Origin of the sequence: Flavobacterium sp. MAHUQ-57 (assembly GCF_051908335.1) — a bacterium.
Lineage (GTDB): Bacteria > Bacteroidota > Bacteroidia > Flavobacteriales > Flavobacteriaceae > Flavobacterium.
Genome location: NZ_JBPZTE010000007.1, coordinates 469,249 through 481,744, shown reverse-complemented (window position 1 = coordinate 481,744; position 12,496 = coordinate 469,249). Strand labels below are relative to the sequence as shown.

Sequence of the window (12,496 nt, the reverse complement as noted above, 5' to 3'; positions counted from 1 at the left end):
AATGGTGTTTGATTTCTTTCAGCCTTTAAACTCTGAGTTTGTGGAGTTTGTCCAAGGTTTGTCATCACAAGCTTTGGGTTCAAAAGTAGTGTTTCATACCGAAACTGATTTTCCAATTATAGGATCGGCAAAAATTGCTATCATAGGTGTTTTGGATAATAGAGGTTTGGGACATGATAATGATACAGTTGATTTAATGCCTATTCGTAAGGAGTTGTATTCATTATTTCCGGGTAATTGGTCTGCTCAAATTGTTGATTTGGGAGATTTGCTTGCGGGTAATGAAATTGAGGATACGTATTATGTGTTAAAGAATGCGGTCGCGCATTTGATTAAAAATAATGTATTGCCAATTGTTATTGGTGGTTCGCAGGATTTGACGTATGCTATGTATCGTGCATATGATCAGCTAGAGCAAATGGTGAATTTGGTTTCGGTAGACAGTAAATTCGATTTTGCAAAGGAAAATGTGAGCAGATCTGAATCTTATTTAACCAAGTTAATTGTTGATGAGCCCAATAATTTGTTTAATTATAGTAATATAGGTTATCAAACCTATTTTAATTCGCAAGAAGAGATTGATTTGATTGAAAAACTTTACTTTGATGCCTATCGATTGGGTGAAGTTTGTAATAATCCAGCTATTGCTGAACCTGTTTTTCGTGATGCAGATCTGGTTTCGATAGATTTACTTTCGGTAAAGTCTTCAGATTCAGGAAATTTCACTAAATTTGCACCTAATGGTTTTAATGGTAAAGAAATTTGTGCACTATCCAGATATGCGGGCATAAGCGATAAAACAAGTTCTTTTGGAATTTTCAATCATTTTAATACCCAGGGAGAATCCGTTTTAATGGCTCAAATTATCTGGTATTTTATTGAAGGTTTTCATTACAGATCCAATGAATATCCTTTTGGTACCAAGGAAAATTACATCAAATACATAGTGACTCTTGATGAAGAAGTAGTCTTTTATAAGAGTAATAAAACAGAGAGATGGTGGATAGAAATTCCATTCATTGCAGGGCAGAACAATAAATTAAAAAAAGCTACGTTATTCCCCTGCACGCACAATGATTATTTGTCTGCTTGCAATGGTGATGTTCCCGAAAGATGGTGGAAAGCACAAAGGAAAAATTTAATATAAATCCTGTTTGTTAGGATAGAATAAAAAATTTTAAGGTTTTTTTAATAAAAAAATTGTTTTTTAGAAAATAAATAAATAGGTTTACGGCCTTAAAACTATATGAATACATACATAACCCCAATTTATATGAAGAAGTTCATTTTATTAGCAGTACTGGTTTCATTTTTATACAGCTGCGGATCAAAAGACAATGGTCAACTGGTAGGTGTTAAAGGTAAATCTTGGCACCCTGAGAAACCGTTCGGTATGACCTTGATTCCTGGAGGTGCTTTCATTATGGGTAAATCCGATGATGATTTAGCAAACGTACAGGATGCGCCTACAAAAACAGTAACGGTACGTTCATTTTACATGGATGAAACTGAAATTACTAACAGTGAGTACAGACAGTATGTGAACTGGGTAAGAGATTCAATTGTTAGAACAAGATTGGCAATTTCTGCTGATGAATTAGGTCAGAAAAACGACCCGGATTCAAAATCAAAAGGTGGTAGTATTGCTGATTATGCATTCTTGGATGCAGATACTACTAATATGAGTGTTTATGACAAGTATATGTATGACAATTATTACAGCATGGGAACGGCAGATGATCCTTATGCAGGTAGAAAATTGAATAAAAAAATTCCATTAAAGTGGAAAACAGGAGAATATCCTGATGCTTACTATACTGAAGTTATGGATTCTATGTATATCCCTGCTGAAGAAGCTTACAATGGTTTGAGAACTTTAAGAGTAGAGAATTTAAAATTCCGTTACTCTTGGATGGATATTCAAGCTGCTGCTAAAGCTAAAGTAGGAAAGAGAAAAGAATTTATCCGTCAAGAAGAAGTAATGGTTTATCCTGATACTACAGTTTGGATTAAAGACTTTGCTTATTCATACAACGAACCTATGCATAATGATTATTTTTGGCATCAAGCATACGGTGAGTATCCAGTAGTTGGGGTAAGCTGGAAGCAAGCTAAAGCGTTTTGTGCATGGAGAACTTTATATCACAATGCGGCGAGAAAAGACCGTCATCAAGAATTTGTAAATCAATATAGACTTCCAACCGAAGCAGAATGGGAATATGCTGCTCGTGGTGGATTAGAGTCAGGAACTTTCCCATGGGGTGGGCCTTATGCTAAAAACGATAGAGGTTGTTATTTAGCAAACTTTAAACCAGTGCGTGGAGATTATGCAGCAGATCAAGCGTTGTATACAGTTGAAGCTGATGCTTACGAACCAAATGATTATGGTTTGTATAATATGGCTGGTAACGTTGCTGAGTGGACAGATTCTTCATATGATCCTACTGCATATGAGTTTGTTTCAACAATGAATCCAAATGTATCTGATCAAAAAAATATGCGTAAAGTAACTCGTGGTGGTTCTTGGAAAGATGTGGCTTACTACCTACAAGTAAGTACTCGTGATTTCGAATACGCAGATTCAGCAAGAAGTTATATCGGTTTCCGTACAATCCAAGATTATATGGGTACAGACGTAACAGGAAATGCTTCTAAATAAGAAAAAAACCAAACACAAATATTTATATTAACTTAACTAAATTTATTATTATGGCGATTTTAAGCAAAAAAACAATGAACTTCGCTTACGGTATGGGAGCGGCAGTAGTAATTATTGGAGCATTATTCAAAATTACTCACTTCGAAATTGGTCCTCTAACAGGTACATTGATGTTATCAATCGGTCTTGTTACTGAAGCGTTAATCTTCGCATTATCTGCGTTCGAACCAGTAGAAAAAGATTTAGACTGGTCTTTGGTTTATCCAGAATTGGCAGGTGGTGAGCCTACAGCAAAAAAAGGAAAAAAAGAAGATGCAACTGAAGCTCAAGGTTTGTTATCTCAAAAATTAGATGCAATGCTTAAAGAAGCTAAAATTGATGGCGAATTAATGTCTAGCTTAGGAAATAGCATCAAAAATTTCGAAGGAGCTGCAAAAAGTATTTCTCCAACTGTTGATGCTATCGCTTCTCAAAAGAAATATGCTGAAGAAATGACTACTGCTGCTGCGTCTATGGAATCATTAAACAGCTTATATAAATTGCAATTGGATAGCGCTGCTCGTAATGCAGAAGCGAACAAAGAAATTGCTGAAAACGCTGCAAAATTAAAAGAACAAATGCAATCTATGACTTCTAACATTGCTACATTGAACAATGTTTACGGAGGTATGCTTTCTGCAATGAGTAATAGAGGTTAATTAGTTTTAACTAAATCATAATCGTATTTATTAACAAAACTAATTAAAAAGAAATGGCAGGAGGAAAATTAACCCCTAGACAGAAGATGATTAACCTAATGTATTTGGTTTTCATCGCGATGTTGGCAATGAACATGTCAAAAGAAGTTTTATCTGCTTTCGGATTAATGAACGAAAAATTCGAAGGTGCTAATGCGGCTTCTACAGAAAGTAACGCTGGCATGTTAGCTGCTTTGGATGCTAAAGCATCAGAGGCAAAAGGAGAATTTATTGGTGCTGCGGCAACTGCTCACAAAGTAGAAGCGGCTACAAAGAAATTCTATGACTTTGTTGGAACTTTAAAAGCTGAAGTTTTAACTGGAGTTGAAAAAGAAGAAAATGGAAAGTTACCTTATGAAGCAATGGATAAAGCTGATAACCTAGATAACAGCTGGTTCACTGGTGAAGGTTATTCAAAGAGAGGTAACGAAGTAGTTGCAGCAATTGAAGCTTATAAAGCAGATATTAAAGCGGCACTTGGTAACGAGAAAAAATACTCTGCTATCCTTAATGAGGTAAACAAAAAATTTGATTTATCTGATGTGGCTAATAAAGAAGGTTTAAAAGATAAATATTTAAACTATCACTTTAAAGGATTTCCTGCAATCGCTTCTTTGGCGAAGTTGACTGCTTGGCAGAATGATGCAAAAAAAGCAGAATCTGATGTAATTAGTGCGGCTTTAGGTAAAGCAGCAGTGCAAACTGCTTCTTACAGTAACTATCAAGCTATTGTAGTTTTAGAAAAGAATGCTTATTTCCAAGGTGAGAATGTAAAAGGTAAAGTAGTATTGGGTCGTTATGATGAGTCTACAGTTCCTACATCTTTCCAAGGTCCTGGTAAATTAGAAAATGGTCAGGCTGTTATTTCATTAACTGCTGGTAGCGTTGGTGAGCAAACAATCAATGGTCAATTCAGTTTCTTAGAAGATGGGAAAAACATTCCATTGAAATTCGAAGGGAAGTATGTAGTTGTTCCTCGTCCAAATTCAGCAACAATCTCTGCTGATAAAATGAATGTAGTTTACCGTGGTGTACCTAACCCTATGACTATCTCTTTCGCTGGTGTTGGTTCTGATAAAGTTAGAGCTACTGCTCCAGGAATGTCTCCTGCAGGTGGTGCTGGTAAATATGTTATCAAACCGGGACCTGGTGCTTCAGTGATGGTGAATGTTAGTGCTACATTACCTGACGGTAAAGTGGTTTCTGATAAAAAAGAATTTAGAATTAAAGGTTTACCTGCTCCAACTGGAAAAATCCGTGGTGAGGTTGCTGCTAAAGGTTCTAAATCAAACTTAGAAGTGTGTTCAATCTCTGCTGTAATGGAAGATTTCGATTTCCCAGTAACAGTTAACGTAACACAATTCAACGTTAAAGTACCCGGACAACCTACAATCGTTGTGTCTGGTAGCAAAATGGATGGAAGAGCTAAAGCGGCTATCCAAAAAGCACAAAGAGGTGATGTAGTTGTAATTTCTGAGATCAAAGCTAGCTTTTCAGGAATCGACCAAGTTGCTAAGAGAGTATCTTCTTGTACTTATGAAGTACAATAATAAAATGTAAATTTCGTTTAATTTATTTAAACGCCTCAAATAATAAAAATTATGAATTGGAGAAATTTATTATTAGTTGTTTTTCTTGCTGGTAGTGCAACAACTGTTGCGCAATCTAACTTGTTGAACGCAAAGACGCCGGCTGAAATCGGTTTAAAGTCTGCTGCGCAACAGTTAAAAGATAATGACAAACCTTTAGATTATGGTTATATTGATGACCGTGATATCTTAATGTCAAAGAAAGTTTGGGAAATCATTGACCTTGATGAAAGAATCAACTTCCCATTATATTACCCAATTGATACTGTAAGTATTGGTGCTGATCGTCGTTCTTTGTATGATATCTTAGTTAAAGGAATTAAATCTGGAAAAATTACTGAAGTGTATTCAGATAGTTATTTCAGAGAAAAGAAAACTTTAAAAGATATTAATGCTTCTTTGACTAAAATCGATACAACAGATGCTGGTAGAGAGGAAATGAATACTGATATTGATGCTTACCGCACAAGAACAGTAGAAGTGCCTATCTATGAAGGAAAAGGTAAGAAAAGAAAAAAAGTTGGTGTTGAAACTAAAACAATCCCAGCTTCTAAATTTATCTCTCCTGAGTATATCAATAAAACTGATTTAGCTTCGATTGACGTATCTGACTATAAAATTGTTGGATTATGGTATTTCGATAAAAGACAATCGGATTTACGTTACAGAATTTTAGGAATTTGTCCTGTTATTCCAGACGTTTATACAATGGGTAAAACAGAAGAAGAAAAAGATTATATCGAGTTATTCTGGGTATTTTATCCAGGTGCACGTGAAGTATTGCATGAGTGGAAAGCATTCAATGACAAAAACTCTTCAATGCCAATCTCTTATGATCATTTGTTAAACTCACGTCGTTTCAATGCGTTGACTTACAAAGAAGAAAACGTATATAATGATAGAGAGATTTCTGAATACATGAAAGATAACTCTTTGATGCAGTTAATTGAATCAGAAAGAGTTAAAGACAAGATTCGTAATTTTGAGCAAGATATGTGGAATTACTAATTGTTAATTTCTCCAATTACATAAAAAACTCTCACTTATTGTGAGAGTTTTTTATTTTTGTACCATGTTAGATTATATCATTGTTGGTTCGGGTATTGCCGGAATTTCTTTTGCAGAATTGTGTTTGCAACATCAAAAGTCTTTTCTCGTTTTTGATGATTATTCAACTTCCTCTTCAAAAATAGCAGGAGGATTGTATAATCCTGTTATCTTAAAACGATTCAGTCAGGTTTGGATGGCGAAGGAACAATTGGATTTCGGATTGCCATTTTATGCGAGAATAGCTGAACGGATTAACACTGAGTTTGATTATAAAATTCCTATTTATAGAAAGTTTGCTTCTGTTGAAGAGCAGAACAATTGGTTTCAGGCGGCTGATAAACCCTCTTTAGCTCCCTTTTTGTCAACTTCCATTGTGCATAAGCAGTACCAGTCGATTCGTTCTGAATTTGGCTTTGGAGAAGTCTTGTATACCGGTTATGTGGACACTTCGGTATTGTTGGACTTTTACATCAAGTACTTGTCTTCGGAAGGTGTGTTTCGAAATGAATCGTTTGATCATGATGCAATTGATTTTGTAGACAACCATATTCGATATAAAGGTGTTGAAGCAAAGCATGTTGTTTTTGCTGAAGGTTTCGGTATGCAAAATAATCCTTTCTTTTCTAATTTTCCACTCGATGGAACGAAAGGTGAGTTGCTTATTATAAAAGCGCCTGATTTGAATCTTGATGTGGTCTTAAAATCAAGTATTTTTATACTGCCCATAGGTAATGATTTATTTAAAGTTGGTGCCACTTATAATTGGGAAGATAAAACCAATACACCAACGGAGGAAGGTAAGCAAGAGTTAATCGAAAATTTAAAGGAACTTATTGACTGTGACTTTGAGGTTGTAGAGCATTTTGCGGGTGTACGCCCCACAGTGAAAGACCGTAGACCTTTAGTTGGTACTCATAAAGAACATTCGTGTTTGCATTTATTAAATGGACTTGGGACGCGAGGCGTTATGCTCGGGCCTTGGTTGGCGAAAGCTTTATTCGAAAATTGCGAAGAAGGGTTGCCTTTAGATCCTCAAATCGATATTCAGCGTTTTGATAAAAAGAAGAAAGCTTAGATTATTATTTTGTTGACTGTTGGGTTTTATCCTTTGTAATTCGTTTAGTAATAGTGTAAGGGAACTTTTCCAACCGATGCTGTTGGCTTTGCAATAAATGTTATTCCTTTTGCAATAGTTTATAGAGGCTTTGCAAGCTATTCTTTTGGCTTTGCAATAAGTGTTATTCCTTCTGCAATAGTTTGTAGAGGCTTTGCAAGCTATTCCGTTGGCTTTGCAATAAATGTTATTCCTTATGCAATAGATTGTTGAGGCTTTGCAAGCTATTCTGTTGGGTTTGCAATAAGTGTTATTCCTTCTGCAATAGTTTATAGAGGCTTTGCAATACTTGCTATTTACTTTTTCAATAGTTGAGGGTGCAATTTATTTGTTATCCTTCCAATTTTTATCGTAGCTAATAAAGAAATTAATCCAAATATTTCGAGAGATACGCATAATAAAAGGCATTAATAGTACTAAAGTAGCGGTTATACCAATAAACGCGGTTTTTAGGTTGGTTTTCAATAGAAAAAAGAAGATCACAAAAGCAGCTACACCTAGGGCGACACCCAATGCGTAACTAACATACATCGAGCCATAGAAGAAAGAAGGTTCGATTTTGTAGCGGGTGCCACAATGACCACAAACCTCATTCATTTTGATGGTGTATTCTGGATTGTACAGGTTTTTTCCTTTGTACATGCTTTCTTCCTGGCATTTAGGACAACTTCCTGTTAAAATACTATTTAGTTTGGATCCTTTTTTTAACATTTGCAAAAAATTTATCCAAAGGTACTCAAATTCTAAAACTACCTTTGTAATCCAAGTCACAAATTATGCTGAATATTCACAATTTATCGGTTTCCTTTGGCGGAACGTATCTGTTTGAAGAAGTAACTTTTCGTTTAGGATCTGGCGACAGAGTAGGTCTTGTTGGAAAAAATGGAGCTGGAAAATCGACAATGCTAAAAATATTGGCAGGCGATGTGAAACCGGATTCTGGAAGTATTGCTACCGAGAAAGAAGTTAAAATCGGATTTCTTCGTCAGGATATTGATTTTGTTAAAGGGCGAACAGTCTTGGAAGAAGCTTATCAGGCCTTTGAGGAAATCAAAAGAGCAGAATTGAAAATGGATGACATCAACCATCAATTGGCGACAAGAATCGATTATGAAAGTGAAGCCTATTCTGAGTTGATTGAACAATTGAGTGATGTACAGCATCATTATGAGATATTGGGTGGCTACAATTATGTGGGTGACACCGAAAAAATTCTTACCGGACTTGGATTTAAACGTGAAGATTTCAATAACCAAACCGATACTTTTTCGGGTGGATGGCGTATGCGTATCGAATTGGCTAAGCTATTGTTACAGTCTAACGATATCTTGCTTCTGGATGAGCCAACCAATCACTTGGATATTGAGAGTATCATTTGGTTGGAAAGTTTCTTAAAATCGTTTCCTGGCGTCGTGGTGATAGTTTCACACGACAAAATGTTTTTGGATAATGTAACGAATAGAACGATTGAAATCTCTTTGGGTAAAGCTTATGACTTCAATAAACCGTATTCACAGTATTTGGTTTTGCGTGAAGAAATACGTGAAAAGCAATTGGCTACCCAAAAGAATCAACAGAAAAAAATTGAAGAAACCGAAAAGTTAATTGAAAAATTCCGTGCGAAAGCTTCAAAAGCATCGATGGCGCAGTCCTTGATTAAAAAGTTGGACAAAGTAGAACGCATTGAAGTGGATGAGGACGATAATTCGGTGATGAGTATCACGTTTCCGGTTTCGGTTACTCCGGGAAGAGTAGTTGTAGAAGCGGAGCATGTGACCAAAGCCTATGATGAGAAAGTAATTCTGAAAGACATTTCACTTTTAGTGGAACGCGGTAGTAAAATTGCTTTCGTAGGTCAGAACGGACAAGGGAAATCTACTTTTATCAAAGCGATTGTCAATGAATTTCAATACGACGGAAGTATTAAGTTAGGACATAATGTACAGTTGGGTTATTTTGCCCAAAATCAAGCCGAATATTTAGACGGAGAGAAAACATTGCTCGATACTATGTTAGAAGCAGCAACCGATACGAATCGTTCGAAAGTACGTGATATGTTGGGAGCTTTCTTGTTTAGAGGTGATGATGTGGAGAAGAAAGTGAAAGTGTTATCCGGAGGAGAAAGAAATCGTTTGGCTTTGTGTAAACTATTGTTGCAACCGATTAACGTGTTGTTGATGGATGAGCCTACCAATCACTTGGATATTAAATCGAAAAATGTGTTGAAAGCGGCTTTGCAGAAGTTTGAAGGAACATTGCTTTTAGTGTCGCACGATCGTGACTTCTTGCAAGGTATGGCCAATACCGTGTATGAGTTCAAGGATCAGAAAATCAAAGAGTATTTGGGAGATATCAACTTCTTCTTGGAACAACGCAATGTGGATAATTTCCGCGAAGTGGAGAAGAAAGATGTTGTGGTTAAAGAAGAACCAAAACAAGTGAAGAATTTATCGTACGAAGAGCAAAAAGCACAAAAATCATTGCAAAACAGATTGTCTAAAATAGAAAGTCAGATTCAACAGTTGGAAAAAGACATTCAACACGATGATAAAGAGTTGGCATCCAATTATGATAAACATGTTGAAAATGCCAGTTTTTTTGCAGCGTATGAAAAGAAAAAGTTGGAGTTGGAAAAATTGTTGGAAGATTGGGAAGCAGTTCAGTTGGAAATTGATAACTTGTAGTTCTTAAATTTAAGCTATGAAAAGAAGCGATGCGATACGAAATACCCATTTGATTATCTCTTCTTTCGTAGTGTTTCCCATTTCATTGATTTATGGTTTTGCACCGGAAGTTTTCTTTAAGCTTACCGTAAATACAGTCGATGAACAAAACATCTTGAAAGCAATAATGGGAATTTATATTGCTTTTGCTATCCTTTGGGTAATGGGTATTAGTAAGCGAAAGTTTTGGAAAATCGCAACGGTTTCCAATTTTATATTCATGTTCGGATTGGCATTTGGCAGGATTGTAAGTATGCTTTTCGACGGAATTCCATCGGCACTGCTTCTGCTTGGGGTGTTTGGAGAGTTGATTTTAGGTTTTTATGGAGTGTATATTTATCAGTACCATCAAAACAAAGAAATTACTTAAACGGGTGTCTTTGTTGCCATTCAACGCTTGGTTCTAGCCTTTTGAATATTTTGTCAATATGTTTGTTGATGAGTTTGTTGGTGTGGAATATAAATCCGGACATCAGTACCGGTTTCGCTCCGATGGAACTTTTGATTTCCAATGCCGTTCTTCCGAAAATAATTTCTTTACATCTGTTTTCGATACCGAATTTAGTCATGTGGTACAACATGTTTAAGTATAGCATTTTTTCTTTTTGGACGTGTTCATCATAACCTAGAAAATAGGTTTCCAATGTTTCGCCGTTTAAGAGAATAGTGTGAAAACCCACTAATTTACCATCCAGGAAATGTCCGCACAAGCGTAATTGTTCCTGGAGTTGTTTTTTGAATGTTGAGAAATGATTCTTAGCTAAAAAGAAGGTATTGAATGGAGCGTTTTTGGCTACATAATGATAGAGCTCGTATATGCGATCTTCGTGTGCTACAATTTCATCATAGCTCAATTCACGGGTTTCTATGCCTTCGTATTTCTTATGCGAACGTTTGAATTGGTCTCTGTATTTTTTAGAGAAGGCCGCAACGTAATCGGCTTCTGTTTTCCATTCCGGATTCAATTCAAAAACCATATTGGGTTGTACGTTAAAGTCGTACATTTTTCCGAAACCGTATCTTTTCAATTCATCCGAACAATGTTCGTAGAAATCTTTGAACGAAACTATATGGATAGTGATTTTTTTCTTTTTGAAGTAGGAGATAATGTCTTCCGAGCATTGCAATAAAACTTCGCTGATGTGTTTGAACTCCATAGGTTTGTTGAATGCATAGCCATTTTGGCCAGTAATCATGTTGTTGCCTAGGAATAAAACATGGGAGGCGAAATTTTTGAATACAAAGTTACGTATGGCCGTTTTGATGCATTTGTCTCTTTCTCCAAAGGATTCTAATTTGTGTACATTAAGATATTGCGCTAGAGCAACACCGATGAGTTCTTTTTCCTCGAAAATACCGATGTAAAAGCACTGCATGTTAGTTGGTGCCGATTCTTCCAAAACCTTTAGATACGGAGTTTGTAAAAAGGCATTGCTTTCTGCTACTTGATCCCAAGAAGCAGGCAAATCCTTAATGGCGGTATAGATGGTAAAAGATATTGAATTCAAAATCAAAAAAATCGCTCCACAAATGTAGAGCGATGTTATTATAAATAAATGTTAAGAAAAATATTATTTCCAGCCACACACAATTGCACCGATAATGGTTAAAGAAACGATCCAGAAACCTGCGTTGATTAGGATGTATTTCCATGATTTTTGTTCAAAAAGTGCGTTAATTGCTGTAATGGGCAATGCTAAAAATAAGCCAGACATAAAACCATGTAATGCTCCGTGTTTGAAAGTTCGGAATTTATCGCCATAATCAGCTAGAAATGCTGCATATGAAGGTTTGGCAATCGATGGGTCGCCACCAATCATTCCTAATGCGCCCATTTGATGCACGGTAAGTGCAGGCATTATAAACGCTATTAACAAAGAGTAAAAAATGGTTAATCCGAAGATTTTCGCCATATTTCCTTGTTGTGCTTTTTCTTCGGTCATTCCAGTTTCTTTCATCCAGGCAGTTCCGAAAACTTTAGGGTTGTACCATAGGAATCCAACTAGTAAAGTGACTAATGAAGATACTAAAACGGCATAAATGTTGAAAGGCATAGTTTTTAGTTTTTTAAAGTTAGTTACTCAAATATAAGGAAATATTTAAATAAAAAAGGCTTTCATTTACTGAAAGCCTTTGGTTATTTTTTGTTGGAAAAGGTTATGCTTCAACCATTTCTCCCGATTTTCTATAGATGTAATTACCGTAAATATGACGTTTTGCAAAACGGTTAGGCGATTCTGCATTGATCATTTTTATGTAAACATTTTTAGGAACACCAATGTATTCGTATGATACTCCGTTTAAATAGGTAACATGTAAAGTCTGTTTTTCCAAGTAGAAATCCAAGATTGTTGAACCATTGATGGTTTCTTGGTATTCCGGTAGGTTTTTTTCAAGAGTTTCAGGAGCAATACTCACTAAGAAATGGTAAGCACTAATAATGGCTTTACTTTTTTCCTCAGCAGCATGTTTTCCTTCTTCGTCGTTTACAAACTTATCAGGATGAGTTTCTTTCATACTGTTTCTGTAAATCGTTTTCAGCTCTTTTAACGTAACATTTTTGTCAACCTCAAGTAATTTTCTGTACTCAACAACTCTTTTCATAAATTTAAAATAGTAATAAG

12 protein-coding genes are annotated in these 12,496 nt (G+C 35.8%); 8 read left to right on the top strand and 4 right to left on the bottom strand.

Annotated elements, in window-relative coordinates:
* Nucleotide 1: 1 nt before the first annotated feature.
* The 6 genes from ACS8MM_RS10215 to ACS8MM_RS10190 all read left to right on the top strand — a co-directional run bounded on the left by ACS8MM_RS10215 (nt 2) and on the right by ACS8MM_RS10190 (nt 7,110).
* On the top strand, nt 2–1,147 hold the full coding sequence (locus ACS8MM_RS10215) for a formimidoylglutamase (protein ID WP_379716233.1): 1,146 nt from the start codon (nt 2–4) through the stop codon (nt 1,145–1,147).
* A gap of 126 nt (nt 1,148–1,273) precedes the next feature.
* Nucleotides 1,274–2,659: a gliding motility lipoprotein GldK gene (gene gldK, locus ACS8MM_RS10210; protein ID WP_379716230.1), complete on the top strand. Its 1,386-nt coding sequence runs from the start codon at nt 1,274–1,276 to the stop codon at nt 2,657–2,659.
* Between the two features lie 50 nt (nt 2,660–2,709).
* Nucleotides 2,710–3,357: a gliding motility protein GldL gene (gldL, locus tag ACS8MM_RS10205; protein WP_379716227.1), complete on the top strand. Its 648-nt coding sequence runs from the start codon at nt 2,710–2,712 to the stop codon at nt 3,355–3,357.
* A gap of 53 nt (nt 3,358–3,410) precedes the next feature.
* The gene (gldM, locus tag ACS8MM_RS10200; protein WP_379716224.1) at nt 3,411–4,946 is read left to right on the top strand and encodes a gliding motility protein GldM; all 1,536 of its coding nucleotides are present in this window, start codon (nt 3,411–3,413) and stop codon (nt 4,944–4,946) included.
* A gap of 51 nt (nt 4,947–4,997) precedes the next feature.
* Nucleotides 4,998–5,993, top strand: coding sequence for a gliding motility protein GldN (gene gldN, locus ACS8MM_RS10195; protein WP_379716221.1), 996 nt, complete (start codon nt 4,998–5,000; stop codon nt 5,991–5,993).
* A 64-nt stretch (nt 5,994–6,057) separates the two neighbouring features.
* The gene (locus ACS8MM_RS10190) at nt 6,058–7,110 is read left to right on the top strand and encodes an NAD(P)/FAD-dependent oxidoreductase (RefSeq protein ID WP_379716218.1); all 1,053 of its coding nucleotides are present in this window, start codon (nt 6,058–6,060) and stop codon (nt 7,108–7,110) included.
* Nucleotides 7,111–7,473: 363 nt separating this feature from the next.
* Here ACS8MM_RS10190 and ACS8MM_RS10185 read toward each other — a convergent pair whose 3' ends face one another.
* On the bottom strand, nt 7,474–7,860 hold the full coding sequence (locus tag ACS8MM_RS10185) for a DUF983 domain-containing protein (RefSeq protein ID WP_379716215.1): 387 nt from the start codon (nt 7,858–7,860) through the stop codon (nt 7,474–7,476).
* A gap of 65 nt (nt 7,861–7,925) precedes the next feature.
* Between ACS8MM_RS10185 and ACS8MM_RS10180 the strand changes: the two genes are divergently transcribed.
* Nucleotides 7,926–9,833, top strand: coding sequence for an ABC-F family ATP-binding cassette domain-containing protein (locus ACS8MM_RS10180; RefSeq protein ID WP_379716211.1), 1,908 nt, complete (start codon nt 7,926–7,928; stop codon nt 9,831–9,833).
* 16 nt (nt 9,834–9,849) lie between these two features.
* On the top strand, nt 9,850–10,242 hold the full coding sequence (locus ACS8MM_RS10175) for a DUF4345 domain-containing protein (RefSeq protein ID WP_379716208.1): 393 nt from the start codon (nt 9,850–9,852) through the stop codon (nt 10,240–10,242).
* Here the strand turns inward: ACS8MM_RS10175 and ACS8MM_RS10170 are convergent.
* The 3 genes from ACS8MM_RS10170 to ACS8MM_RS10160 form a co-directional block, all read right to left on the bottom strand.
* Nucleotides 10,235–11,380, bottom strand: a complete 1,146-nt coding sequence (locus ACS8MM_RS10170; RefSeq protein WP_379716205.1) for a GNAT family N-acetyltransferase — start codon at nt 11,378–11,380, stop codon at nt 10,235–10,237. The two genes, ACS8MM_RS10175 and ACS8MM_RS10170, sit on opposite strands and share 8 nt — an antisense overlap.
* A gap of 63 nt (nt 11,381–11,443) precedes the next feature.
* Nucleotides 11,444–11,926: a DUF1761 domain-containing protein gene (locus ACS8MM_RS10165; protein WP_379716202.1), complete on the bottom strand. Its 483-nt coding sequence runs from the start codon at nt 11,924–11,926 to the stop codon at nt 11,444–11,446.
* Nucleotides 11,927–12,029: 103 nt separating this feature from the next.
* Nucleotides 12,030–12,476 carry a KTSC domain-containing protein gene (locus ACS8MM_RS10160; RefSeq protein ID WP_379716199.1) on the bottom strand — a complete coding sequence of 149 codons (447 nt, stop codon included), beginning with the start codon at nt 12,474–12,476 and terminating at the stop codon, nt 12,030–12,032.
* Nucleotides 12,477–12,496: the final 20 nt, after the last annotated feature.

Bases quoted from the DNA above. Each gene is read 5' to 3' on its own strand.
- ACS8MM_RS10215 (WP_379716233.1), top strand. From the start codon at position 2: ATGGTGTTTGATTTCTTTCAGCCTTTAAACTCTGAGTTTGTGGAGTTT.
- gldK (WP_379716230.1), top strand. From the start codon at position 1,274: ATGAAGAAGTTCATTTTATTAGCAGTACTGGTTTCATTTTTATACAGC.
- gldL (WP_379716227.1), top strand. From the start codon at position 2,710: ATGGCGATTTTAAGCAAAAAAACAATGAACTTCGCTTACGGTATGGGA.
- gldM (WP_379716224.1), top strand. From the start codon at position 3,411: ATGGCAGGAGGAAAATTAACCCCTAGACAGAAGATGATTAACCTAATG.
- gldN (WP_379716221.1), top strand. From the start codon at position 4,998: ATGAATTGGAGAAATTTATTATTAGTTGTTTTTCTTGCTGGTAGTGCA.
- ACS8MM_RS10190 (WP_379716218.1), top strand. From the start codon at position 6,058: ATGTTAGATTATATCATTGTTGGTTCGGGTATTGCCGGAATTTCTTTT.
- ACS8MM_RS10185 (WP_379716215.1), bottom strand. From the start codon at position 7,860: ATGTTAAAAAAAGGATCCAAACTAAATAGTATTTTAACAGGAAGTTGT.
- ACS8MM_RS10180 (WP_379716211.1), top strand. From the start codon at position 7,926: ATGCTGAATATTCACAATTTATCGGTTTCCTTTGGCGGAACGTATCTG.
- ACS8MM_RS10175 (WP_379716208.1), top strand. From the start codon at position 9,850: ATGAAAAGAAGCGATGCGATACGAAATACCCATTTGATTATCTCTTCT.
- ACS8MM_RS10165 (WP_379716202.1), bottom strand. From the start codon at position 11,926: ATGCCTTTCAACATTTATGCCGTTTTAGTATCTTCATTAGTCACTTTA.
- ACS8MM_RS10160 (WP_379716199.1), bottom strand. From the start codon at position 12,476: ATGAAAAGAGTTGTTGAGTACAGAAAATTACTTGAGGTTGACAAAAAT.